Source organism: Mesobacillus sp. QJM3NY_10 (genome assembly GCF_056173465.1).
On the sequence record NZ_CM149675.1, the window covers coordinates 3,341,946 to 3,366,115 of the forward strand.

Here is a 24,170-nt window from a genome sequence, read left to right on the forward strand (position 1 = left end):
GTTAGAAGAACGGCAATATAAAGATGCCGACTAGAATTGAGATTGTCCCTATCCCAATTGCCCAGCTTCCGATAGCGGATCCTCTTCTGCGAGCCATGAAGCCAAGGACAATCCCCGCAGCTCCGAAAAGAACAGGTAAAATAAACAGCGACAAGATCGATAGGGCAAGAGCTGATAGAGCAAGCCCTCGTCCTCCAGTTGTACTTTCTTCTTCTGACCTTCTTGTAATTGCAGGTGGTGCAGGAGCAGCAATCTCCGCCGCAGTTTCTTCCTGGTACTGTTCCTTACGTACAGGTCGGGCGATTGCAGTCATCTCCTGGTAGTGCTCATCACGCCCAGGTCCAGCGATTGCAGTCATTTCCTGATAGTGTTCCTCACGTTCAGGTCCGGCGATTGCAGTCATTTCCTGGTAGTGCTCGTCACGTGCAGGAGAGTACAGTTCAGTTGCTGTTTCTTCCTGGTATATTTCATCACGCGCATCCCTGATTGTGATGACATCCTGCTTAGGTTCAGTGATATATTCGGTACCTCTCTGTTTTCGCTCTTGGTCTGCCACTTTAATCCCTCGCTTTCTTAAGTGGAGCATTTATTATTGTTTACGAGTAGTGAGGATTTCAACATGGCAATGTTTGACTAACTTGAGAAAGTAAATCTTTTGCAGGCCTTTCATATTTGGTAAGATTAAAGAAAGATCAATGTTTAAGGAGCAGATTGATGAAAAAACGTTTTGGCATAGACATCGATGGCACAGTCACTTGTCCGACTACATTTGTACCTTATTTAAATGAAGGATTCGATTTAGACATTACTCTTGATGATATTAAGCAATATGATTTTATGCCGCTTGTATCTGTATCTGAAAGAGAGTTCGCTGCCTGGTTCAAAAAAATGGAACCGGAAATTTATTCTAAGTCACCTTTAGCAAAAGGTGCCAAGGATATTTTAAAGAGCTGGGAGAATGAGCACGAATTATATTTTATCAGTGCCAGGGGAACACATTTACTAGATCTGACTAAAGAATGGTTTTCTGTCAATGAACTTAAATATCATGACATCCATCTAATTGGCTCACATGATAAAATCGATGCTGCTCGTAAATACGAAGTGGATATATTTTTCGAGGATAAACACGATAATGCAGTCGACCTGCACGAAGAGCTAAGTATTCCGGTCATCCTTTTCAATACTCCTTACAATCAGGAACCGATTCCTAATGGAGTGATCCGCGTGAATAACTGGCAGGAAGCAAATGAATGGGTAGAAAACTGGTTTAAAAATAGTTAAAAACGGCCACTTGCATGGCCGTTTTTTCTGTTTAGCGGTATTTTTTTATATTTTTGATTTAATGAACACAGTCAGGGCAGCGACCGTATATTTCGAACTTATGCCCGGAAATATCATAGCCTTTGAAGCTTGCTTCAATATTCCTCATTGGACAGGTCTCAATTTCCTTCGTTTTGCCACAGTCAAGGCAAATGAAGTGATGATGGTGCTCTTTATGTGAGCAGGTGAATCGGAAATGTTTTTCACCTGATAACTCTGTCATCTCGAGAATACCTAGATCGGCAAAAACACTTAAGTTCCGATAGATGGTATCGAAGCTCAAGCCAGGATAATTACCCTTCATCTGTTCAAGTACATCGCGAGCAGTCAAATACTTGTCATTATCGGAAAACAGCTGGAGCATATCTTCCCTTTTTTCAGTATGCTTATAGCCCTGTTCTTTCAACAGGTTCATTGCTTCATTCACATTCATTATTTCACCCCGTTAGATGGATCTTGTTGCTGAGCGTTTTTTTAGCCAAATGGCCAGCACAAGGATGAGCACTGCAATCATCACAATCGTTCCGCCTGGAGCAAGGTCCAGATAGTAGGACAGGAACAAACCGCCCAATACTGATACCTCACCGAACAGAATTGAAAAGAAGATGGTTTGCTTGAAACCTTTTGCGAAACGGATGCTTGCTGCAACTGGCAGGGTCATCAAAGATGAGACCAGCAGGATACCGACAATTCTCATCGATGCTGCAATCACTAGTGCCACCATAATGATGAAAATAAAGTGAAGTGTCTTTGCGGCAATACCAGTTGCTCTAGCATATTCTTCGTCAAATGATAAAAGGAAAAGTTCTTTATACAATAATACAACGAGCACTATTACCAGTATGCTGATGATCAGGATCGTCCATAGGTCAGCCCTGCTCACCGCACTCACGCTGCCAAATAAATAACTGAACAAATCTGTATTGAATCCATCAGCAAGCGAAATGAAAATGACCCCGAGGCCTATTCCGCCAGAAAGGATAATCGGGATGGCCAATTCCTGGTAATGTTTATAAACAGTACGCAGCTTTTCGATGAACAATGAGCCGCCAACTGAGAAAGCCATTCCCATGTAAAGTGGATTCAGGCCGCTGAAAATCATAAACTTTTTCTCAAGCAGCAGGCTAGCGGCAATTCCCGCCAATGTAACATGGCTGAGGGCATCAGCTATAAGTGAAAGTCTTCTGACTACGATAAAAACACCGAGAAGCGGAGCGATCACGCCAATGATCATACCGGTCAAAAAAGCATTCTGCAAAAATTCATATTGCAACAGTCCGCTAATCATGAAGGTGCCCTCCTCCGTGATGGTGATGATCGTGTGTCAATACATGGACATCATGACCATAAATCTCCGACACATCGTTTATCTTCAGTTGTTCGAATTCCTCGGCACTTCCATGGAAATGCATGTTTTTGTTCAAGCAGGCCACATTTGTGACTTTTTCCGAAATAGTACCTATATCATGAGTAACCAATAGCAACGTGATGCCTTTCTCCTTATTGAGTGTTTCGAGCATCCCATAAAAGGAATTGACGTTTTGAACGTCTACACCTACCGTTGGTTCATCCAAAATCAGCAATTCAGGCTCACTGACCAGCGCCCTCGCGATGAATACCCTCTGCTGCTGTCCGCCGGATAGTTCACCTATATTCCGGTCGAGGAACTTCCCCATCCCGACTGACTCGATCGCTTGCTTTATTTTTAAATGGTCAGTCTTCTTCAAAAAATTGAAAAGTCCGAGCTTCTTCGTCAGTCCACTTGCCACTACTTCAAAAACGGTAGCAGGGAAGCCTGTGTTGAAAGAGTTTGCCTTTTGGGATACAAAGCCAATTTTATGCTGTTCCTTAAACTTGTTAATATCTTGTCCAAACATACGGATTAAGCCTTGTTGCGGCTTGATCAGTCCAAGCATAAGCTTAAGCAATGTTGACTTGCCGGAACCGTTCGGGCCGACAATTGCTAAAAAGCTACCCTTCTGGATAGACAGATTTATATTCTCAAGAACATTTTCTTTATCATATCGATAATAAAGATCCTGTACCTGGACGATGTAATCATTCGTGTCCATTTTTATCACCCGCCGCAAAATAAGAATCATTCCGATTTACTTTTAGTAGTATATCTCTTACTGACGATAATGTAAATAAAAGAACTCACAATCCAAGAAAATTGTCACGAATCCAGAACTGGGCACATACCCTACTATGAAGGAGTGATGATCTTTTGGCTATTTTCGAAAACATCATTAACCATAAGGTAGGCAACATCACGGCTGATGAACTGCTGAAATACGCCTCTCAATTTAACATTTCCATTACAAAGGGGCAGGCAGAGAAAATCGCCGGATACTTACGCGGTAAAAAAGTAAACATCTTTATTGATTCAGAGAGAACGGCACTGGTCAAGCAAATCGCCAGAATCACCAGCCCTGAAACAGCAAAAGAAGTTAATAAGTTATTTGTTAAATTCACTAAATAATAAGTCTGTGTTCGTCATGCTTTCTATGACGGACACTTTTTTCTTTTTCCTAGCCAGTTCTGTCCGTCATCGCTCTTATGACGGACACTTTTTTCTTTTTCCCGGCCATTTCTGTCCGTCATGCCCCCTATGACGGACACTTTTCCTTTGTTCCCCACCATTTCTGTCCGTCATGACCCCTATGACGGACACTTTTTCCTCGTTTCCGGCCATTTCTGTCCGACATGACCCTTATGACGGACACTTTCTCCTCTTTCCCGGCTATTTCTGTCCGTCATCGCTCTTATGACGGACACTTTTTCCTCGTTCCCAGCCATTTCTGTCCGTCATGTCTGTAACTATCATTCCCTGGGGGCCACTCATAACCGTTCACCTATTTTTATCGCAAAAAAAAGCTGTGGAATGTTCCACAGCTTTTGCTTTGTGATTTAATTTAGCTATTCCTAATGATATCAAGCAAATTCTCTTCGAATTGTTTGCTTTTCAGCATTTCGATTTCATGTTTGTAAGGCGCCTTTTTATTGTTCTTGTCCTCACCGACAAATGGTGTTTCAAGAATTTTAGGAACATGTGTCAATTGCGGGTGGTGGACAATGTAGCTTAATGCGTCAAAGCCGATATGTCCAAATCCTATATTTTCATGACGGTCTTTCCTCATCCCGACCTCATTTTTGCTGTCATTGATGTGAAGTACCTTCAGTCTATCAAGACCGATGATCTTATCGAATTCATTCAGCACACCATCAAAATCTTCAACGATTGGGTATCCTGCATCATGAGTATGGCAAGTATCGAAGCAGATGGAAAGCTTGTCGTTATGGGTTACGCCATCGATGATCATTGCGAGTTCTTCGAAGGATTTTCCGCACTCCGACCCTTTTCCAGCCATCGTTTCAAGAGCGATTTGGACTTTATCTTCGCTGCTTAGAACCTCGTTCAGGCCTTCAATGATTTTTTCAATCCCTTTTTCTGTCCCTGCTCCTACATGTGCACCCGGATGCAGCACGATTTGTCTGGACCCAATTGCTTCAGTCCTATCAATTTCACTCCGTAAAAACCTTACCCCTAAATCAAAGGTATCAGGATTTTGCGTGTTCCCGATATTGATGATATAAGGAGCATGGACGACGATTTCATTGATACCGTTCTGCTCCATATGCAGTCGTCCTGCTTCAATATTCAGGTCCTCGATTTTTTTCCTTCTTGTATTCTGAGGTGCCCCCGTATAGATCATAAAAGTATTTGCACCATATGAGACAGCTTCCTCACTAGCAGAAAGCAGCATTTTTTTTCCGCTCATGGAAACATGTGATCCAATTAACATCTTGATCTCTCCCTAAACATTTACAATTTGATTATTTTTTCTTATTCAAACGATTTTCACGTTTTTTTATTTTGTCCATTTCCCACTGCATCTTTTTCTTGTATCCTGGTTTTACCTTCTTAGGCTTGGAAACGAGCGACTTTGCCTTCGCCTCGCCAGTAGTTTCTTTTTTCTTTCTGTTCTGGCGTCTGTTCCGCTCTTCGATTTCGGTGAATTCACCTTTTTTCAGATCAATGTTTTTAAAAGTGATGCCCATCTTTTCAAGACGGACCAGTGCATCTTCATCACGCTGCTCATAAACCGTCAAGGCAATACCTGAAGAACCAGCACGTGCCGTCCTTCCTACCCTGTGAATATAAAAATCGAGATCGGTAGGCAGCTCATAGTTGATGACATGGCTGATCCCCTGAATATCAATTCCTCTTGCAGCCAGGTCAGTAGCTACAAGATACTGGAACTCAAGATCTTTGATTTGCTTCATGACACGCTTACGTTCGCGTGGACTCAGGTCTCCATGAATACGGCCAACCTTCAGTCCTTTTTGGATTAAACCATCGGCTATTTCGTCAACTTTCTTCTTCGTGTTAGCAAATACAATTCCCAAATATGGGTTGAATGCAACAAGAGCCGAATGAACAAGCCCGATTTTATCGCGGTGCCTTGCCGGTAAAAGGATATGTTCTATTTTTTCTGCCGTAGCCTGTTTAGGATCGATTTGTACATATTTTGGGTTTTCCATGTACTTTTTCAAGAATGGTTTTAATTTTTCAGGAATTGTCGCTGAAAATACAAGCATTTGAAGCTTTTCTGGCATACGGGAAGCAAACTGATCAATGTCCTCGATGAATCCCATATCCAGCATTAAGTCTGCCTCATCGATCACGAGCATGTTCGCTGTATGCACAAATAGCGCGTTTTCCTTGACCAGGTCATTAATCCTACCTGGAGTGCCAATAACGATTTGCGGCTGTGTCTTCAGCTTCTCAATCGTTCTTTGCTTGTCCGTCCCGCCAATATAGCAACGAGCTGTGATCTGCTCTCCATGCGGTGCGTGTTCAGCAATTTTAAGAACTTCATGGTAAATTTGATTGGCAAGCTCACGTGTCGGTGCAGCAATTACTGCCTGCACCTCATTGCGTGATGAATCAAGCTTATCCATAATTGGCAGTACATAGGCATGCGTCTTTCCTGTACCGGTCTGTGATTGCCCGATGGCACTCTCACCCTTCAGGATTGTAGGAATAAGACGTTCCTGGATTTCAGTCGGCTCATAAAACCCTAGTTTATTGATCGCATCTATAATGAACGGTTTCAATTCATAACGATTAAATTTTGTTTCACTCATTGAAAATCTCCTTCTTTCGCCCTGTTCCCTGGATAATCGGGGATTACAGCTCGTTCCGTAAGCTGATCTCTTCAGGTTCATCCTGTAATTATAATAAAGATTGCAGAAAATCTCCAATCAGTACTATCTTAACCTTTCCTTATAAAAAAACAAACCTGTTTCGCAAACATACTTTTTTCTTAAACCAATCCTGATGATATGCATACTCTAGTAGGAGATGAAATATTGGGAAAGGAGGGGTCACGATGCTACAAGGACCCCGTATGAACTCACGCGGGATGCAGAACCGGTTTTATGGTCCTGGCATGATGGGAGGTCCCGGCATGGGACATCGCCAAATGTATTCAAACCCATTCGGTCCTGGACCCAGAATGCCACATGGCCAAATGCCAAGGATGATGGGGAGAAATCAACAATCAAGACAGGGTGGAGGATTGTTATCAAAAATCCTTGGAAAAGGCAGTAGCGGACAGGGAAATGGTATCTCAGGTTTATTAGCAGGAGGAAGCGGGCCGGCGCGTGGAGCCTCAGGCGGAGGAATCCTGAAAACGCTCGCTGATCCATCTGCGTTAAATGGATTTCTCTCCAACACGCAAAAAGTTCTTAACACCGCACAGCAATTCGGACCGATGATCCAGCAATACGGTCCTCTAGTCCGTAATCTCCCTTCAATGTGGAAACTGTACAGAGGATTGAAGGACCTTCCGGATGCTGATGAACCCACAGTAGAACAAGAAAAGAATGATACGAACGAAACAATCGAGAAAAAGAAGAAACCAAATAAAAACAGAAAATCTGGTTCAAGTTCCCCAACACAAAAAAAGCCAGTCAAAAAGCAACGCAATAACGCAGCTACTTCTCCAAAATTGTTCATATAATTTCGATAACAGTTAATTCATTCCTTCTGGAAAGTCGCTTTTGTATTCTTTCTGCAAGTCTTATATAATAAAAGAAAGAATCAGAGGTACTCTGAGGAGGATGACTCAATGAATGTAATTAAAATATCACCACGCGGTTATTGCTATGGTGTTGTCGATGCCATGGTCATTGCACGCAATGCTGCTTTGGATAAAAGCCTGCCGCGTCCAATATATATACTTGGGATGATTGTCCATAATAAGCATGTCACTGATGCATTTGAAGAAGAAGGCATCATTACATTGGATGGAAACAACCGCAAGGATATCCTTGAAAAAGTTGAAGGCGGAACAGTTATTTTCACTGCACACGGAATTTCACCAGAAGTCAGGGAGCTTGCCAAGGAAAAGGGACTTGTCTCGATTGACGCGACATGTCCGGATGTGACAAACACTCATAACCTGATCAAGGAAAAAGAAAACGAAGGTTTTGAGGTTATTTACATCGGCAAAAAAGGGCATCCCGAACCTGAGGGAGCAGTAGGTGTCGCACCAGGGATTGTTCATCTAGTTGAAACGGCAGCGGATGTAGAGGCTTTGAATCTGCAAGCTGAAAAATTAATCGTAACCAACCAGACAACGATGAGCCAGTGGGACGTTGCCGACATCATGAAGAACGTAAAAGAAAAATACCCTCACGCGGAAGTTCATAGAGAAATTTGCATGGCTACACAAGTCCGCCAGGAGGCTGTCGCCGAGCAGGCTAAGGAAGCAGATGTGCTCATTGTGGTTGGCGACCCTAAAAGCAATAACTCAAATCGTCTAGCACAGGTATCCGAGGAAATAGCCGGAACAAAAGCATATCGAATTGCCGATATTACCGAGCTTGATATCGAATGGATAAAAGATGCTGACACAGTCGCAGTCACATCTGGAGCATCGACTCCGACACCAATCACAAAAGAGGTCATTAACTTCCTCGAACAGTTTGACAAGGAAAACGAAGAAACATGGGCAAAAGAGAAAAAAGTACCTCTTCATAAAATCCTGCCTAAGGTTAAGAAGACTGAGGCAAACGTATAAGAACAAAAAGCGCAAGCGCCTTGTTCAGCCCCGACAAGCGCTGGAGGGCCTGACAGTGAAGTCGTTCTTTGACTTCATTGGCAGGACCGAAGCGTCTCGAGGGGCTAGGCGCTGGAGCTGGATTAAGATACCCAAATGGAGTTCTCCACATAAAATTACTTTTATAATTTTCCATACAATAACAAGAAAGCAGCCTGAAATTTAATTCAGGCTGCTTTCTTGTTTTCTTCTAATAAACTTATATCACACTCGGTTTCTTTAAATAAAGGTGAACGGATCTGTCCCTATTTCGGATGGAATGAACTTTACATCGTACCCTTTTTCATTACATAGTCCTTCCATCACCGTGGCGACTCCTTTTTTCATGACCTTCTCGACATTATGTCCTGGATCAATCATATTCAATCCTGCCATCAGCGCGTCGTGTGCTGTGTGATAGTAGATATCCCCGGTAACGTAAACATCTGCTCCACGGAATTTGGCCTGCGAGTAATACTTATTCCCGTCACCGCCAAGGACAGCTACTTTTTTCACCTTCGCGTTTAAGTCTCCGACGACACGGACTTTATCGACTCCCAAAGCTTCCTTTACTACTTTGGCATATTCAGACAGGGTCGTCTCTTCGACTTGCCCGATTCTTCCAAGTCCAAGTTGTTCTCCGGTATTTTCAAGTCGATATATATCATAGGCGACCTCCTCATAAGGATGGGCCTTGATCATAGCCTGGATGACCTTTTTTTCGATACTCTGCGGGAAAACAGTTTCTACACGCACTTCACTGACTGCTTCAAGCTTTCCTTGTTCGCCGATGTGAGGATCCGTATTTTCCCCCGGCAGGAAACGTCCCTCCCCCGCCCCGGAGAACGAACAATGGCTATAATTGCCGATCGCCCCGGCCCCTGCATTGCCTAAGGCATCTCGCAGTCTCTCTGCATCTTCCTCAGGTACGAAAACGACAAGCTTTTTCAACTCGTCCTCAAAAGTTGGCACCAGCACTTGAGGGTTCTTTAAACCGAGTGCAGCAGCCAGCAGGTCATTTACGCCTCCTTTTGCCACATCGAGGTTCGTGTGCGCTGCATAAACTGCGATATCATGCTTGATCAGCCTGGCAATCATTCGTCCGGCAGGAGTGTCAGTTGCGATCTTTTTCAATGGTCGGAATATCGGCGGATGATGCGCAATGATTAATTGAACATTCTTGGCAATTGCCTCCTCCACCACTTCTTCAGTTACATCAAGAGCAACCAGGATGTTCTCGACCGATTGGTTCAATGCACCTATTTGCAGGCCAACCTTATCGCCTTCCATCGCAAATGCCTTAGGCGAAAATTGTTCAAAAAGCTGAATCACTTCATGTCCGTTCACTTTTTTCACCGTAACGCCTCCTCTGCCATCTTTAGTTTCGTTTTCAGTTCCTTTCTCTTGCTTTCTGTATCATCATTCTGCACAGCCTCATCAAGCTGCTTTAGGATACGCTCCCAATTTCGCTTTTCAGCATTCCACTTTTCTTTAAACACCTCTGCCTTTTCCTTCAACAAAAATGGTCCAAACAATATTCCATTTTCAAAATTGATATGCTGATATGGTTTTAATGGGTCGCCCTTCTCAGCAACAAGGATTTCGTAAATTTTCCGATCTTCTTCAAGAATTTCTTCTTTAATCAGTTCCCAGCCATTGTCTATCAGCCATCTGCGCACCGCAAAGCTGCCAACATTAGGCTGAAGGATAAGCCTGCTGACCCCTACTAGTTTCGATTCCCCTTGTTCTAGAATCGTTGAAATCAATGTACCGCCCATACCAGCGATGGTAATGCAATCAACCTCTCCAGGTTGAATTACTTCAAGTCCATCACCTTTCCTGACTGATATTTTATCTATGAGACTTTCCTCCCGAACCTGCTCAAGGGCAGATTGGAATGGTCCTTCAGCGACCTCGCCTGCAATCGCCATTGGAACAGTACCCTTCTTTACAACATTACAAGGAAGGTAGGCATGGTCGGAACCAATATCGGCCAGCCTTGCACCTTCAGGAATATTATTTGCAACGGCTTCAAGCCGGTGTGATAGTTTTTCAGCATTCATACAAGTCACCTACTAAATCTTATTTTGCTTTTATAAGTATATGAAAACACCATGCCCCTTGTCCAATTATGTAAAAAGGCTCTTTGCAAAAGCAAAGAGCCTTTCAATATTACTTCAATTCATTAACGATCCATTCTGCCATTTGATCTTCCTTGCCAGCAGCCAGACCAGGAGGCATAGCTCCTTTACCATTTACCAAAATGTCTTTGATCTCATCCTGTGAGTACTTGCTGCCTACACCTTTCAATGAAGGACCCGATACACCTTCATACTGGTTTCCGTGGCAAGCTGCGCAAGATTGCTGGTAAAAATCCTCTGGGTTCACTTCAGCAGTTTCTTCGGTCTTTTCGCCGCCCTCTTTTTCTTTAGCAAGATCCTTGGAATCCCCAACACCCTTGAAAGAAAGCAGGAACATTAAGCCGATCCCCATTACCATGATCAATACGAACGGGATAATTGGATTACGATTCATCATATACCCTCCTTTATGTACAACATCAAATCTTAAATAATGATTTCACACAGATATTATTTTACTTGAAAAACGTTTACAGGGAAAGTAAAAAAGCAAACTTTGTCACACTTGTTCACAATTTAGACAAAAAACTCCATCGTTTGATGAAGTTTTTTGTAAAGCATATTTAGGATGCCCCGTTAGCAGCCAATTAATCTTGCAATAACCATTCTTTGGACTTCTGATGTGCCTTCACCAATTTCCAGAAGCTTTGCATCCCTCATGTAACGTTCCACTTCATATTCCCTCATATAGCCATATCCGCCGTGTATCTGGACTGCCTGATCAGCTACTTCCATCGCAATTTCAGAGGCATAGAGCTTGCACATTGATGCTTCCTTTGAGAATGGACGTCCTTGATCCTTCAGCCAGGCGGCCTTATAGACCATATTGCGTGCAAGTTCAATCTTCATTGCCATGTCAGCAAGCTTGAACTGCATAGCCTGAAACTGTGATATTGGTCTGCCGAACTGTTGTCTTTCTTTGGCATACTGCAAGGCTTTTTCATAAGCGGCCTGAGCCACTCCTACAGCCATTGCGCCTATGCCGATCCTGCCGCCGTCCAGCGTCACAAGGAATTGCTTGAACCCTTCCCCTTTTTTGCCAAGCAGGTTTTCAACCGGGACATGGACATCCTCCATCACCAGCTGAGTAGTATTCGATGCATTTAATCCCATCTTTTCATAATTATCAATGACAGAAAACCCTCGTGCATCGGTTGGCACGATAATCGCACTGATTTCCTTTTTTCCATCCACATTACCAGTGATCGCCGTCATTGCAAGATGTTTGGCATAGCTTGCATTCGTGATAAAGTTCTTGCTGCCGTTGATGATGTATTCCCCATCAACCTCTTTTGCCGTCGTCTGGGTACCTCCTGCATCAGAGCCTGCATTAGGTTCTGTCAGTCCAAAAGCCCCCAGTGATTCGCCTGTGCAGATTGGAGCCAGGTATTTTTGTTTCTGCTCCTCTGTACCAAATAGATTGATCGGTGCGCCTCCAAGAGATATATGGGCAGAATATGTAATCCCAGTTGAGGCGCATGCCTTGCTCAATTCTTCGGTGACAATCGCAAAACTGACCGTATCAGCTCCTGCTCCGCCATATTCCTCGGGGAACGGCAAGCCCAGCATTCCTAGTTCTCCCAGTTTTTTGAAGATTTCTGTCGGGAATTGTTTTGTTTTATCTCTTTCAATCGCTCCTGGAGCAACTTCTTCCTCCGCAAACTCTCTAATTGTCCTTTTAATCATTGCCTGTTCTGATGTTAAATCAAAATTCATTTCCATCCCCCTTAAAGCATTGAATGCGTTTACATTATTCATTATAAAGGGGAATAAACAATTTTCTCAACATTTAAAAACTTTTAAATTGTTAAAAATTATATAAATATAGTAATTGATAGGACGATTAACCCTATGATTCCTGATAGTTTGAAGCTCACTATCTTCCACCTCGTCCCTGCTGTAATCCACAGTAAGCAGTTCAGGCCCGCTACGATGTAAAGCATGACGGGATGGCCTGGAAATATTATTTCAGCTGCCTGAACAGATATGATTAATAAAAGAAGTGCAGAAGTAAGTAATGGGATCAAATCAAAAAAAGATTTTTTTAACATGAAAAAGGCTACTGAAAGGGTAATTACTCCAAAAAAAATGATAAGGGCAGTTTGCAAAAAGAGCGACAATTCAGTAAAATAAAATAAAAAAACTGAAAGCGATAACAATCCAATTAAAATTAAACTTAATATTCCCTTAGTGCGGCTCGGACTATTTCTTCGAGTCGAGTCAGCTTCAGAGCTACCCTCTGTATACAGGTTCAAGAGGAAATCACAATAGTGCTCAGGCAACAGCCTGTTTTGTTTCCAGTACTTAATCTCATTGGTGATGATTTTCCTGCGATGGTCATCCATATGTAGGCACATCCTGTCTTAATGGTTATCCGAACTAATAGTCGGCGAAAAGGAAGTAAAAAAAGGAATAATTTACTTTTATTTTAAAAAGTAAACTATTCCTTGGCAATCCTATTCTAAAAAGTCTTTCAATCGTTTGCTGCGACTTGGATGTCTCAGCTTGCGAAGTGCCTTAGCTTCAATTTGGCGAATACGTTCGCGCGTAACGCCAAATACTTTGCCCACTTCTTCCAATGTGCGAGTGCGGCCATCATCAAGACCGAAACGGAGTCGAAGGACGTTCTCTTCACGGTCAGTAAGCGTATCAAGGACATCCTCCAGTTGTTCCTTCAAAAGCTCATATGCAGCATGTTCAGAAGGAGAGGTAGCATCCTGATCCTCAATGAAATCACCAAGGTGGGAATCATCTTCTTCCCCTATCGGAGTTTCGAGGGATACTGGCTCTTGCGCAATCTTAAGGATTTCGCGCACTTTCTCAGGTGACAGGTCCATGTCTTCGCCAATCTCTTCAGGCGTTGGTTCGCGGCCTAAGTCCTGAAGGAGCTGTCTTTGTACACGGATCAATTTATTTATGGTTTCAACCATATGGACAGGGATCCTGATCGTCCTTGCCTGGTCAGCGATCGCACGAGTGATGGCCTGACGGATCCACCAAGTAGCATAAGTACTGAATTTAAAACCTTTGCGGTAATCGAACTTTTCAACCGCCTTGATCAAACCCATATTTCCTTCCTGAATCAGGTCAAGGAATAACATACCACGGCCTACATAGCGTTTCGCAATACTTACTACGAGTCGAAGGTTTGCTTCGGCAAGACGTCTTTTGGCTTCTTCATCGCCTTGTTCGATTCTTTCTGCCAGATTGATCTCTTCTTCTGCAGAAAGCAGGTCTACTCGGCCAATTTCTTTTAAGTACATCCTTACCGGGTCATTGATTTTTACTCCCGGCGGGACACTTAAGTCATTCAAGTCGAATTCTTCATCGTCTTTTGCAAGCTGTTTGATGTCAGGGTCTTCAACTTCATCGCTTTCACCTACGAGTTCAATCCCTTGTTCACCGAGGAACTCATAGTATTCATCCATCTGATCGGAATCAAGTTCGAAGCTTGATAGCCTTTCCGCGATATCATCATAGGCAAGGACACCTGTTTTCTTTCCTATTGCCGTTAACTGGTCTTTCACTTGTTCAACTGTCACTTCATTTTCAGTGACTTCTTTAGAACGGGCTGACTTTTCAGCCATATGTCCCCCTCCTTCCAAAAATCAAAAACAATCAGCATAAGCTTTATAAGGTCTTGCGCAATTGGATAATTTCCGTTGCAATAGCCGCTGCGCGCAAGAAGTCGTTTTGTCGTTCTGCCTGTTTTTGTTCTGCCATTTTTTCCTTTATTTTTAACATTTTTTGATAATTCAAGACCTGCTTGATATAATCAGATAATTCCTGGTCACTGATCTCCTCGTTAAGAGGCATCATCTCTATATCAGCAACAACCCTTTTTAGCTTATTATCCTGGAGATAATTTAAGAACGCGCTTGGGTCAGGTTCATGTTCTTTTTCATAGTATGCAAATAAATAAGTGATAATAGCCTGATGTTCATCAATGTTCAGTGTACTTCCTGCAAGCATTTCCTGTACCTTATATGCGACATCGGCGTCTCTCATCATATGAAAGATCATTCGCCTTTCCGCAGTGTGGTATGCAGGTTTCAGTTCTGATTTCCTGGCGTAGTTTACAGGTTTTGATTCCGCTCGCGGTTGATTTTGCCCCCTCTTTTGGCCCGACGCCTGAACAAGCTGATTGAGCTGTTGGGCTAATGCATCTAGGGATAGCGAAAACTCATTCGCAAGCTGCCTCAAGTAAAGGTCTTTTTCTACTGCTTTATCGAGCATGCTGATTTCTTTAAGTACTTCTTCGATATATTGAAGGCGATCTCCTTCATTCTGAAGGTTTTTCCCTCGACGATAATATATTAATTTAAAAGCCATCAAGGTGGCGCTGGAGCCAATAATATCGTTCCTGAATTTCTCCTCGCCATGCACCTTTATGAAATCATCAGGATCCATGCCATCTGGCATTGTTGCAACCCTGACAGCGAATCCCGCTTTTGACAGCATGTTAGATGCCCTGAAAGCCGCTTCAATACCTGCTTTGTCCGAGTCGTAGCAAATCGTTACAGCTTGCACATTTCTTTTCAGCAAGGAGATATGTTCTTCAGTCAACGATGTCCCCATCGTGGCGACACCGTTTTCTACGCCTGCCCGGTTAGCCGAAATGACATCGGCGAATCCTTCGAAAAGTACAGCTTGCTGCTGCTTACGGATCACGCCACGAGCAAGGTGGAAATTATATAGAATTTTACTTTTGTTGAAGATTTGCGTTTCGGGACTATTTAGATATTTGGGTTCTTCGCCCCCTAGTGCCCGCCCAGAAAACGCAATCGTATTTCCCTGATGGTCGAGGATCGGAAACATAATCCTGTTCCTGAACCTGTCAAAGTATGTCCCATCGTTTTCCCGCTGAATGACAAGTCCCGCTTTCGAAATGAGATCCAGCGAAAAGCCCCGCTTTTCAAGCAGTTTCACTGCAAAGTCCCATGAAGGCAGTGAATAGCCAATTTGGAATGTGTCAATGGACTCCTGTGTAAATCCCCTGTTAAGAAGATATTCCAGGGCCTCTTGACCTTCTTTTGTGTTTACAAGCAAATGATGATAAAATTTACGCAATAGTTCATGCGCTTCGATCATTTGCTTGGAGCCTTCAGGCAGTTGTGGGTTTTTGCCCGAAGCCGGTCCTTCCAGCTTCAGTTCGATGTTCGCACTTTCCGCGAGCTTCACTGCAGCTTCTTGAAACGACAGGCCATCAATATCCATCAGGAATGAAAATACATTCCCGCCGGCACCACAACCAAAGCAGTGATAAATCTGCTTATCTGGTGAAACTGAAAATGATGGAGAGTTTTCCCCATGAAATGGACAAAGCCCAAAATAATTCCGGCCTTGTTTTTTCAATTGGACGTAATCACCAATGACATCGACTATTTCAACCGCCTGCCGGATTTCATTTACTTTTTCCTCGGCAATCCTCTCTGCCATAAGCATGACCTCTAATTAGTTGTGATTACTTGAACATATCTTAAAATTCGACAAAAGCATGTTCAATTCCTTTATAAACTTTTCCCTGTCTTTTTCTGTAAAGGGTTTTGGTCCCTTTCCATAGGATCCCTGCCTTCTAGCCCTGGCAGAAAGATACCTTAAGTCAAGGGCAGTCTGAATGTCCTTTTCTTCAAATAAATTTCCCCTTGGAGAGATGGCATAAACCCCTTTCGCAATGAGGGTAGATGCAAGACCGATGTCCTGCGTCACCGCAAAATCACCTTTCTTAACGTGATTCATTAAATAAAGGTCTACAGCCTCCTTATGAGAATCGACAAAAACCCAGTTCTGCCCTTGAAGATCATTCTTCATATGGGCATAAGAAGCCACAAAAACAGCTTCGATGGAAAACTTCGAAGCAATTTCGACAATTTCCTTAATGACCGGGCAAGAGTCTGCATCAACAAAAAGGGTCTGACTGTTGATTTTACTAGTATTAATTCTACATCACTCCGCATATTCCTTCTTAAGGATTGTATTTTTTCAAGGGAATTTTGTCGAATTTTTTCGTGGTCAACATCTTGACAACTGATAGTAAATAGTTTATTCGTAATCTGTCCAGTCTAAACCTAAACAGATACATTTTTATCACAATTTTTTATTATAGTATAAGAAAGCCTATTTTTCCATTATTTTTTCTCGGCTACTGCATTAATTAGCTAAAGAACTGTCAAAAAGAAAAGCACATACAAAATATGTGCTAATTGTCCATTTTCTTGTTTCGGACCATATTCAGAATGACATTTGCGGTTTCTTCCACCGCTTTGTTGGTTACATCGATGACTGGACATCCTATTTTTTCAACAATCCCATCAAAATATTCTATCTCTTCCTTGATTCTTTCGATATTGGCATAGATCGCCTGATCGTTCAATCCAAGTGAAATTAACCTCTCACGGCGTATTTGGTTCAATTTATCAGGAGTTATCCTGAGGCCGAAGCATTTTTCCTTGGGAACAAGGAATAATTCTTCTGGTGGGTCGACTTCAGGCACTAGCGGTACATTCGCAACTTTATATCGCTTGTGGGCGAGGTATTGTGATAATGGTGTCTTGGATGTTCTCGAGACACCCACCAGGACGATGTCCGCTTTAAGTATCCCCCTTGGATCACGGCCATCATCATATTTTACTGCGAATTCAATTGCTTCAACTTTTTTGAAGTAATCTTCGTCCAATTTACGGACAAGGCCAGGTTCGTATAATGGTGTTTCACCACTTAGTTGTTGAACCTGCTGCATGAGCGGCCCGATGATGTCACAGGCATAGATCCCCTCTTTGGTGGCACACTCTTGAAGATAGTTGCTTATATCTGGCTTGACCAATGTGTAGGCGATCATCCCGCCATCATGCTTAGCAAGTGAAATGACTTCATCAATATGTACTTTATCCTCTACGTAAGGAAACCTTTTAAGTGAAACATCCAAATGTTCGAATTGGCTGATGGCAGCCTTCGTAACGAGCTCTGCTGTCTCGCCGACAGAGTCAGAAACCACATAAATAATAGGTGTTTTATTCATCTTTTAACCAACCCCTTCTCTATTTGCTTCTTATTCCTCTGCCAAGGCTACAAAAGCCTTTGTAATGTTTGTCTTGGTCAATCTTCCTACTAACTCGTACCCATCATCTGCATCTTTGATGATTGGAAGGGCATCAATCTGCTTTTCAATTAATTCCTTGGCAGCATCAATGAGCAGGTCATCCCGGCGGCACACGGTTATATTTGGCATCCTTGTCATGATGATATTAACTGGCAAAGTAGTCAGCTCTTGCTTTCCAATGCTTGCTCTCAATAAATCTTTGCGAGAAAGGACACCTACTAGCCTTGATGCTTTATCGACCACAAATAAAGTGCCTACATCTTCAAGGAACATCGTAACGATGGCATCGTAGACAGATACATTTTCAGGAACAACTACAGGAATGGATTGATAATCCCTGACGAGGATTTTTTTAAGATTCTCAGAAAGCAGCTGATTCCCAGATTTACCTGTGTAGAAATAACCTACACGAGGTCTGGCATCCAAATAGCCCGACATCGTCAGGATGGCAAGGTCAGGCCTGAGAGTAGCCCTTGTCAGATTTAATTTTTCAGCAATATGCTCTCCAGTGATCGGTCCGTTATCTTTTACGATTTGCAGAATATGCTCCTGGCGTTTATTCAGTTCGATTGTCCTCACCACCCATCGGGAGATTTTTTTAAAAAAACTGTTCTCGCATTGGATATTAAGTATAAGCTATTTATCCATTTATCCATTTATCCGTTTTAGTATTGGGAACTTATTGCTCATGGTTTGTTTGTACTGATCCATGGAAGCCCATTAGACTGACTGTATAAACAGCCTTTATGTAAAAAAACTAATAAATTTATTATATACTACACGAGGTAATAAATAGGAATAAATATTCTATACTTATTAACATTTCATGAAGATTTATGCGTGCAGCATTTGCACTGGCTTACCTTACTTGCTGAAGTGCCTTCCTGTGGAGGAAGGCACTCAAATCAAACATTTCATGCTAATGGTGCTTACTTTACGACGATATCATTTACTTTCGCAAGCTTCATGATCAAAGCTGCCAGTGCAGCCATCTGATTTAGGCGGTTTTCACGGACATCCTGTTTATCAGACATGACCATTGTATGCTCAAAATAATCATTGATTTCAGGTTTAATGTCAACCAAAAGCTGATAATATGAAGCGGCATCCATGCCGTCCTCGGCCTTCTTTCCGAGTTCAAGATACTTTTCAAACAACCTTTGTTCATACTCGTTTTCGAATCGTTCTGGATCGATATCGCCCTGCACGTCTTTCTTGCTAGCGATATTAAGTACCCGGCTCAATGCTTCCATGCTTTCTTTAAAGCCCTCATCGCTGCTGGCAGCCTGGAGCGCTTCTGCTTTTTCAATCAGTCCGGATACAACACCGATCTCTCCTCCAAGTACAGCATCAATTAAATCGTAACGGATTCCACGTTCCTGTAACAAGTGCTTGACTCTCAATTTAAAGAATTGGATAAGGTCATGGTAAACTTCTTCGTCAGTGCGCTTTGTAATTCCTGCTTCTGATACAAGGTTAAGTGAAAGTCCGACTAGATTTTCAAGTGAGATGTTCCATTTCTTTTCAATCAGGGTCTGCACGATTCCACTCGCCTGTCTTCTCAATGCATATGGATCCTGAGAACCGCTAGGAATGATGCCGAGCGAGAAGAACGCAACAATTGTATCGAGTTTATCGGCAATTGCAACCAACGCTCCCGAGCGTGATCCTGGTATTGAATCGTCTGCATTACGAGGCATATAATGCTCATTGATAGCCACTGCCACTTCTGGGCTTTCACCTTTTTGCAAGGCGTATTTTTCTCCCATTATTCCTTGTAGTTCCGGGAACTCGTATACCATCTGTGAAACTAGATCGAATTTGCTGATTTGGGCCGCCCGATCCGCAAATTTTATAACATCAGACGCGAATTCCAATCTTTCAGCAACCAAGCCCACAAGCTTGCGCACTCGTTCTGATTTTTCAGCAATTGTTCCAATCTCTTCGTGGTATACAACATTCTTCAATTTTTCCAATGCTGTATCTATCTGCATTCTCTGGTCTTCCTTATAGAAAAATGCCGCATCCGCCAGTCGCGCTCTTAAAACTTTTTCGTTTCCGCGGGCAACCTTTTCAATATGGAGATGGTCACCGTTCCTTACTGTGATGAAATGAGGCAACAAGTCTCCGCTCCTGGATTTTACAGGAAAATACCTTTGGTGCTCCTTCATGGAAGTAATCAGGACTTCGCTGGGAATTTCCAGAAACTCTTCTTCGAAACGGCCATATAACGCAGTTGGATATTCAACCAGGTTATTGACTTCTTCCAGCAAATCTTCATCCACCGGAATTACCCAGCCGTTCTCTTCCTCGATTTTTTCAAGCTGAGAAGTAATTGCGTTCTTTCGCTTTTGCGCATCAGCCACAACGTAATGCCCCAACAATGCTTCTTCATATTCCTGAGGATCGGTTAACTGGATTTCACCCTCTCCAAGGAATCGATGGCCTCTTGTTATGTTGCCAGTTTGGACACCAGCAATCTCAAATGGAATGATATCATTTCCGAACATCGCAACAAGCCATTTGATTGGTCGGACATAGCGAAGATCAAGGTCGGCCCAGCGCATGTTTTTCGGGAATGTCAACCCGGAAAGGATTGCTTTCAATTCAACAAGCAGCTCAATGGTTTCCTTGCCTTTGATGAATTTCTTTACGTGAGCATATTCAACGCCGTTGATTTCTTTAAAATAAATATCCTCCACAGTCAGCCCCTGGCCGCGTGTAAAGCCGATCGCTGCTTTGGACCATTCTCCGTCCTCAGCAAGAGCGATTTTTTTGGCAGGACCTTTCGCTTCTTCCTCGCTGTCTTCCTGACGCTCATCAACATTCAGGACTAGCAACGCAAGCCTGCGCGGTGTGGAATAAAGCTTGATATCTTCGAAAACAATATTATTTGTTTTTAGCCAATTCTCCACCTTGGAAGCCAGCTGGTTAATGGAATCAGTAATAAATCTTGCAGGCATTTCTTCCAAACCGATTTCAAGCAATAAATTACGTTTAGTCATTTTCCACCTGCTCCTTCCGTTTAATGATTGGGAAGCCTAACTTTTCTCTTTCTTCGTAAAACGTTTTCGCTACTTTCTTGGCAAGATTACGGATACGGGCAATATATCCTGTCCGTTCGGTTACGGAAATAGCTCCTCGTGCATCGAGAATGTTAAAAGTGTGAGAACACTTCAGGACAAAGTCATATGCAGGGTGGACAAGCCCTTCTTCCATCTGTCGATTTGCTTCTTTTTCATAAATATTGAAAAGGTTGAAAAGCATGTCTTTGTCAGATGTTTCGAAAGTATACTTTGAATGCTCATATTCTGGCTGCCCAAAAATGTCCCTCACGGTAAAACCGTTTGTCCATTCAAGATCAAAGACATTTTCTTTATCCTGAATATAGGACGCCAGTCGTTCGATTCCGTATGTAATTTCAACGGAAACGGGTTTACAGTCGAGTCCGCCTACCTGTTGGAAATAGGTGAATTGCGTGATTTCCATGCCATCCAGCCAGACTTCCCACCCTAGTCCTGCGCAGCCAAGGGATGGATTCTCCCAGTTGTCCTCTACGAAGCGAATGTCGTGCTCAAGTGGGTCAATTCCTAATGCTTTTAAAGAATCCAGATAGAGTTCCTGAATATTGTCACGAGAAGGCTTCATGATTACCTGGAATTGATGGTGTTGATAAAGCCTGTTTGGATTTTCTCCATAGCGTCCGTCAGCCGGGCGGCGTGATGGCTCAACATAAGCGACATTCCACGGTTCAGGGCCAATCGCCCGTAAAAACGTATATGGACTCATTGTTCCTGCACCTTTTTCGGTGTCATAAGCCTGCATGAGAACGCATCCTTGTTCAGACCAGTGTTTTTGCAATGTTAAAATCATGTTTTGGATATTCATTTTTACACCTCCGAAAATTTTAAATCGATTGTTACTAGTGCTTTTCTTGAGTTTTGCCTATATTGCAGATTCGCATATCATTAAACTTAAAATAAAAAACTCCCGCCCCCTATGCATCTTTTCATGCATAGGGACGAGAGTTTACCCGCGGTTCCACCCTATTTGCTGCAAATAGCAGCCTCTTTAAAAGTGATGTCGCTCCGGAACGCCTTCCTTAATTTCTGCAATCCGGCTCACACCATTCCCGGACTCGCTTATACAGAGGGATTTAAGTACTCTTCTCCTTCACCGCAACATATGTAATTTTCATCAACCTTTTCAGCGATGCGAATGCTTTCCGCATATGGGTTGAAAGCTACAAGCTTTTGATTTTGATAATAGCGAAAAGAAGAAGCAATGTCAATAGTTACAGTTGGTCCCTGAATGAATCCATTTGATCAAGAAATTTCCTTGTTTTTAAATACAATCCTGAGTACTCCTCATAATAAGCGGAAATCACTTTTTTCAGCTCAAGCTTTGTCTCTGGCTTCACTGAAATATTGCCAAGACGGCTTAGGTCGAGTAAATAAAATAATCGAAGCAGCCTGACTGTGCCTGGCGAGGTTTTGATCCTGTATGGATCCATTCCGAAGCATCGATGGCAGAGCAGACCGCCCTCTCTGATCGAAAAGTTGAAATCACCCTCTGTACTGCCGCAATTTGCACACTTGTCCAAAACTGGGTACAGTCCCTGGACATTCAGCATTTTCATTTCATAAATAAAAGTGAGGATCTCCATATCGTAGCCTTCATTCATAAATTGTAGCGTCTGGAGAAGCAATTCGAACAAAAAAGGGTTGGACTTCTTGTCCTCTGTCACTTTATCAGTCAAATCAACAATATAACTGGCATGGGCTGTAAGGAAGATATCCTCCCGAATCGACCTCATCGAAGAAATCATATCCCCCTGCTGAAGACCGCCGAGCCCAGAACTTGCCTGGAAAAGGAACTGTCCATAAGTAAAAAGCTGGGTGACAGCAGCAAGCCTGCTATTAGGCTTTTTAGCACCTCTTGCCATCACACCAACTTTTCCGAATTCCCTGGTATATAAGGTAACAATTTTGTTGTTTTCGCCATAATTCGTCGTTCTAATGACAATGCCTTCGCATTTCTGCAGCATCTTCTGTCACCATCCATTACTACAGACAAACCTATGAGATTGGAAAATCAATTTCTGCTAGTTCTTCCGCCTGATAACCGGGTATTTCTTGATCGTCTTTCTCTAATTCCTTAAAGAGAAGATATGTGTCAATGTTACCTGTCTGAGAGAACACCTTCCAGGTAAAATCCAACATCGAAAACCCCACCTTTCAATTTTTCACTAGCAATTTATTTATCCCAAATCCTTATGATTATCATAGCCTGTCAATCAGATTTTCATGTTACATAAAAATTGTTAATCCTATTGATGAATAATATTTGCAACCCATTAATATGTTAATGAGGGAGCATTTGCCAAACAGGCTTAATACTCATCTTCCCTGAAACCAAAATCACGAAGCTGTGTGGCTTTGTTTCTCCAATCCTTCTGAACCTTCACCCATAATTCCAGAAACACTTTTGTACCGAGCAGATTCTCGATATCATGACGGGCCCTCTTGCCAATTTCCTTCAACATACCGCCCTGCTTGCCGATGATGATGCCCTTTTGCGAATCCCTCTCGACAATGATTGTAGCCATGACATGCACCATTTCTTTTTCAGGCTGGCGTTCCATTTTTTCAATTACAACAGCAAGTGAATGTGGAATTTCTTCCCTCGTCAGATGCAGCGCTTTTTCTCTGATCAGTTCGGAAACAATAAAACGTTCTGGATGGTCCGTTACCTGGTCAGCGGGATAAAACTGTGGCCCTTCCGGCATTTTCTCCTTGATTTGCTCCAAAAGCTTTTCGATATTGTTTCCTTCAAGAGCAGATATCGGCACAATTTCAGCGAAATTGAACTTTTCATTGTAGGACTCAATTAGTTTTAGCAACGCATCTGGGTGGATCAGGTCAATTTTATTGATGACAAGGAAAACCGGTGTTTTTACATTTTGAAGTTTCTCAATGATAAATTCTTCCCCGCGTCCATATCCTTCCTGAGCATTGACCATAAACAATACCAGATCGACTTCTTTTAAAGTATTCTGTGCAACCTTCATCATGAAATCGCCAAGACGGTGCTTTGGTTTATGGATCCCTGGAGTGTCTATGAAAATTAGCTGTGAATCATCAAGTGTCAGGACACCCTGAACCTTATTCCGGGTCGTTTGCGGCTTATCACTCATAATCGCAATCTTTTGCCCGATTACCCTGTTAAGAAAGGTTGACTTTCCTACATTAGGCCTTCCAATAATTGAGATGAAGCCAGATTTGTGAGATTCGTTGTTATTGCCTTGATTATTAAAGTTCATACTGTATTTCCCTTCTCCACTTTATTTTAACTTATTTTCAGTGTGATTTCACCGTTTGTAGCAAAAATGAAATATAAAATTTTAAATTTTCTAAAAACATACAAGCACTGTTTTTACACTGTGATGATATTTTACTTAAGTTTTCCCCTGTTTTCAAATTGGTTCAAACATAATCG

24 protein-coding genes and 1 other annotated feature are annotated in these 24,170 nt (G+C 42.6%); of the genes, 4 read left to right on the top strand and 20 right to left on the bottom strand.

All coding sequences use genetic code 11. The features are described 5' to 3' along the window. Position 1: 1 nt before the first annotated feature. Complete coding sequence (locus AC0VX7_RS16900; protein ID WP_475425134.1) at positions 2-556, bottom strand: DUF4190 domain-containing protein; 555 nt, start codon at positions 554-556, stop codon at positions 2-4. A gap of 158 nt (positions 557-714) precedes the next feature. Here AC0VX7_RS16900 and AC0VX7_RS16905 point away from each other — a divergent pair, with 158 nt between their 5' ends. Then, positions 715-1,284: a 5' nucleotidase, NT5C type gene (locus AC0VX7_RS16905; protein ID WP_215036451.1), complete on the top strand. Its 570-nt coding sequence runs from the start codon at positions 715-717 to the stop codon at positions 1,282-1,284. A gap of 58 nt (positions 1,285-1,342) precedes the next feature. On the opposite strand, the gene zur is transcribed toward AC0VX7_RS16905, so the two are convergent. The 3 genes from zur to AC0VX7_RS16920 are packed head-to-tail and all read right to left on the bottom strand — an operon-like array spanning position 1,343 to position 3,395. Further along, entirely contained in the window at positions 1,343-1,756 is a 414-nt protein-coding gene (gene zur / locus AC0VX7_RS16910; protein WP_475425135.1) for a zinc uptake transcriptional repressor Zur, read from the bottom strand. A 12-nt stretch (positions 1,757-1,768) separates the two neighbouring features. Further along, positions 1,769-2,611: a metal ABC transporter permease gene (locus AC0VX7_RS16915; RefSeq protein WP_475425136.1), complete on the bottom strand. Its 843-nt coding sequence runs from the start codon at positions 2,609-2,611 to the stop codon at positions 1,769-1,771. Continuing rightward, complete coding sequence (locus AC0VX7_RS16920; protein WP_475425137.1) at positions 2,604-3,395, bottom strand: metal ABC transporter ATP-binding protein; 792 nt, start codon at positions 3,393-3,395, stop codon at positions 2,604-2,606. The genes AC0VX7_RS16915 and AC0VX7_RS16920 overlap by 8 nt, the downstream gene beginning before the upstream one ends. A gap of 155 nt (positions 3,396-3,550) precedes the next feature. Between AC0VX7_RS16920 and AC0VX7_RS16925 the strand changes: the two genes are divergently transcribed. Beyond that, on the top strand, positions 3,551-3,805 hold the full coding sequence (locus AC0VX7_RS16925; RefSeq protein WP_215036455.1) for a DUF2624 domain-containing protein: 255 nt from the start codon (positions 3,551-3,553) through the stop codon (positions 3,803-3,805). Positions 3,806-4,238: 433 nt separating this feature from the next. Here AC0VX7_RS16925 and AC0VX7_RS16930 read toward each other — a convergent pair whose 3' ends face one another. After that, positions 4,239-5,129, bottom strand: coding sequence for a deoxyribonuclease IV (locus AC0VX7_RS16930; protein ID WP_475425138.1), 891 nt, complete (start codon positions 5,127-5,129; stop codon positions 4,239-4,241). A 31-nt stretch (positions 5,130-5,160) separates the two neighbouring features. Next, complete coding sequence (locus tag AC0VX7_RS16935; RefSeq protein WP_475425139.1) at positions 5,161-6,474, bottom strand: DEAD/DEAH box helicase; 1,314 nt, start codon at positions 6,472-6,474, stop codon at positions 5,161-5,163. Between the two features lie 245 nt (positions 6,475-6,719). Here AC0VX7_RS16935 and vrrA point away from each other — a divergent pair, with 245 nt between their 5' ends. Both vrrA and AC0VX7_RS16945 read left to right on the top strand, forming a co-directional pair. Beyond that, entirely contained in the window at positions 6,720-7,352 is a 633-nt protein-coding gene (vrrA, locus tag AC0VX7_RS16940; RefSeq protein ID WP_475425140.1) for a VrrA/YqfQ family protein, read from the top strand. Between the two features lie 108 nt (positions 7,353-7,460). Continuing rightward, on the top strand, positions 7,461-8,414 hold the full coding sequence (locus tag AC0VX7_RS16945; protein ID WP_475425141.1) for a 4-hydroxy-3-methylbut-2-enyl diphosphate reductase: 954 nt from the start codon (positions 7,461-7,463) through the stop codon (positions 8,412-8,414). Positions 8,415-8,672: 258 nt separating this feature from the next. On the opposite strand, the gene AC0VX7_RS16950 is transcribed toward AC0VX7_RS16945, so the two are convergent. The 14 genes from AC0VX7_RS16950 to era all read right to left on the bottom strand — a co-directional run bounded on the left by AC0VX7_RS16950 (position 8,673) and on the right by era (position 23,994). Beyond that, entirely contained in the window at positions 8,673-9,788 is a 1,116-nt protein-coding gene (locus tag AC0VX7_RS16950) for a Nif3-like dinuclear metal center hexameric protein (protein ID WP_475425142.1), read from the bottom strand. Further along, on the bottom strand, positions 9,785-10,495 hold the full coding sequence (locus AC0VX7_RS16955; RefSeq protein ID WP_475425143.1) for a tRNA (adenine(22)-N(1))-methyltransferase: 711 nt from the start codon (positions 10,493-10,495) through the stop codon (positions 9,785-9,787). Before AC0VX7_RS16955 ends, AC0VX7_RS16950 begins: the two co-directional genes overlap by 4 nt. Positions 10,496-10,604: 109 nt before the next feature. Beyond that, positions 10,605-10,967, bottom strand: coding sequence for a cytochrome c550 (gene cccA, locus AC0VX7_RS16960; protein WP_475428187.1), 363 nt, complete (start codon positions 10,965-10,967; stop codon positions 10,605-10,607). 182 nt (positions 10,968-11,149) lie between these two features. Next, entirely contained in the window at positions 11,150-12,289 is a 1,140-nt protein-coding gene (locus tag AC0VX7_RS16965) for an acyl-CoA dehydrogenase family protein (protein WP_475425144.1), read from the bottom strand. A 740-nt stretch (positions 12,290-13,029) separates the two neighbouring features. Beyond that, a complete protein-coding gene (gene rpoD / locus AC0VX7_RS16970) occupies positions 13,030-14,160 on the bottom strand; it encodes an RNA polymerase sigma factor RpoD (RefSeq protein WP_041966882.1) in 1,131 nt (376 codons plus the stop codon). Positions 14,161-14,203: 43 nt separating this feature from the next. Next, a complete protein-coding gene (gene dnaG / locus AC0VX7_RS16975) occupies positions 14,204-16,012 on the bottom strand; it encodes a DNA primase (RefSeq protein WP_475425145.1) in 1,809 nt (602 codons plus the stop codon). 15 nt (positions 16,013-16,027) lie between these two features. Then, entirely contained in the window at positions 16,028-16,498 is a 471-nt protein-coding gene (locus AC0VX7_RS16980) for a YaiI/YqxD family protein (protein WP_102263624.1), read from the bottom strand. Positions 16,499-16,772: 274 nt separating this feature from the next. Further along, complete coding sequence (locus tag AC0VX7_RS16985; RefSeq protein WP_215036463.1) at positions 16,773-17,591, bottom strand: pyruvate, water dikinase regulatory protein; 819 nt, start codon at positions 17,589-17,591, stop codon at positions 16,773-16,775. Between the two features lie 30 nt (positions 17,592-17,621). Next, the gene (ccpN, locus tag AC0VX7_RS16990; RefSeq protein WP_102263626.1) at positions 17,622-18,251 is read right to left on the bottom strand and encodes a transcriptional regulator CcpN; all 630 of its coding nucleotides are present in this window, start codon (positions 18,249-18,251) and stop codon (positions 17,622-17,624) included. A 350-nt stretch (positions 18,252-18,601) separates the two neighbouring features. Further along, a complete protein-coding gene (glyS, locus tag AC0VX7_RS16995) occupies positions 18,602-20,677 on the bottom strand; it encodes a glycine--tRNA ligase subunit beta (protein ID WP_475425146.1) in 2,076 nt (691 codons plus the stop codon). Next, positions 20,670-21,560 (bottom strand): glycine--tRNA ligase subunit alpha, encoded by an 891-nt coding sequence (gene glyQ, locus AC0VX7_RS17000; protein WP_475425147.1) that lies wholly within the window; start codon positions 21,558-21,560, stop codon positions 20,670-20,672. Before glyQ ends, glyS begins: the two co-directional genes overlap by 8 nt. Positions 21,561-21,686: 126 nt before the next feature. Continuing rightward, positions 21,687-21,858: a binding site (T-box leader), on the bottom strand. A 108-nt stretch (positions 21,859-21,966) separates the two neighbouring features. Beyond that, on the bottom strand, positions 21,967-22,719 hold the full coding sequence (recO, locus tag AC0VX7_RS17005) for a DNA repair protein RecO (RefSeq protein WP_475425148.1): 753 nt from the start codon (positions 22,717-22,719) through the stop codon (positions 21,967-21,969). A gap of 31 nt (positions 22,720-22,750) precedes the next feature. Then, the gene (locus tag AC0VX7_RS17010; RefSeq protein ID WP_475425149.1) at positions 22,751-22,894 is read right to left on the bottom strand and encodes a YqzL family protein; all 144 of its coding nucleotides are present in this window, start codon (positions 22,892-22,894) and stop codon (positions 22,751-22,753) included. A gap of 170 nt (positions 22,895-23,064) precedes the next feature. Further along, positions 23,065-23,994, bottom strand: a complete 930-nt coding sequence (gene era, locus AC0VX7_RS17015) for a GTPase Era (RefSeq protein ID WP_215036468.1) — start codon at positions 23,992-23,994, stop codon at positions 23,065-23,067. Between the last annotated feature and the right edge of the window lie 176 nt (positions 23,995-24,170).

Coding starts and splice junctions, on each gene's coding strand:
- AC0VX7_RS16905 (WP_215036451.1), top strand. CDS start 715: ATGAAAAAACGTTTTGGCATAGACATCGATGGCACAGTCACTTGTCCG.
- zur (WP_475425135.1), bottom strand. CDS start 1,756: ATGAATGTGAATGAAGCAATGAACCTGTTGAAAGAACAGGGCTATAAG.
- AC0VX7_RS16915 (WP_475425136.1), bottom strand. CDS start 2,611: ATGATTAGCGGACTGTTGCAATATGAATTTTTGCAGAATGCTTTTTTG.
- AC0VX7_RS16920 (WP_475425137.1), bottom strand. CDS start 3,395: ATGGACACGAATGATTACATCGTCCAGGTACAGGATCTTTATTATCGA.
- AC0VX7_RS16930 (WP_475425138.1), bottom strand. CDS start 5,129: ATGTTAATTGGATCACATGTTTCCATGAGCGGAAAAAAAATGCTGCTT.
- AC0VX7_RS16935 (WP_475425139.1), bottom strand. CDS start 6,474: ATGAGTGAAACAAAATTTAATCGTTATGAATTGAAACCGTTCATTATA.
- vrrA (WP_475425140.1), top strand. CDS start 6,720: ATGCTACAAGGACCCCGTATGAACTCACGCGGGATGCAGAACCGGTTT.
- AC0VX7_RS16945 (WP_475425141.1), top strand. CDS start 7,461: ATGAATGTAATTAAAATATCACCACGCGGTTATTGCTATGGTGTTGTC.
- AC0VX7_RS16955 (WP_475425143.1), bottom strand. CDS start 10,495: ATGAATGCTGAAAAACTATCACACCGGCTTGAAGCCGTTGCAAATAAT.
- cccA (WP_475428187.1), bottom strand. CDS start 10,967: ATGAATCGTAATCCAATTATCCCGTTCGTATTGATCATGGTAATGGGG.
- AC0VX7_RS16965 (WP_475425144.1), bottom strand. CDS start 12,289: ATGAATTTTGATTTAACATCAGAACAGGCAATGATTAAAAGGACAATT.
- rpoD (WP_041966882.1), bottom strand. CDS start 14,160: ATGGCTGAAAAGTCAGCCCGTTCTAAAGAAGTCACTGAAAATGAAGTG.
- dnaG (WP_475425145.1), bottom strand. CDS start 16,012: ATGGCAGAGAGGATTGCCGAGGAAAAAGTAAATGAAATCCGGCAGGCG.
- AC0VX7_RS16985 (WP_215036463.1), bottom strand. CDS start 17,591: ATGAATAAAACACCTATTATTTATGTGGTTTCTGACTCTGTCGGCGAG.
- glyS (WP_475425146.1), bottom strand. CDS start 20,677: ATGACTAAACGTAATTTATTGCTTGAAATCGGTTTGGAAGAAATGCCT.
- glyQ (WP_475425147.1), bottom strand. CDS start 21,560: ATGAATATCCAAAACATGATTTTAACATTGCAAAAACACTGGTCTGAA.
- recO (WP_475425148.1), bottom strand. CDS start 22,719: ATGCTGCAGAAATGCGAAGGCATTGTCATTAGAACGACGAATTATGGC.
- AC0VX7_RS17010 (WP_475425149.1), bottom strand. CDS start 22,894: ATGTTGGATTTTACCTGGAAGGTGTTCTCTCAGACAGGTAACATTGAC.
- era (WP_215036468.1), bottom strand. CDS start 23,994: ATGAACTTTAATAATCAAGGCAATAACAACGAATCTCACAAATCTGGC.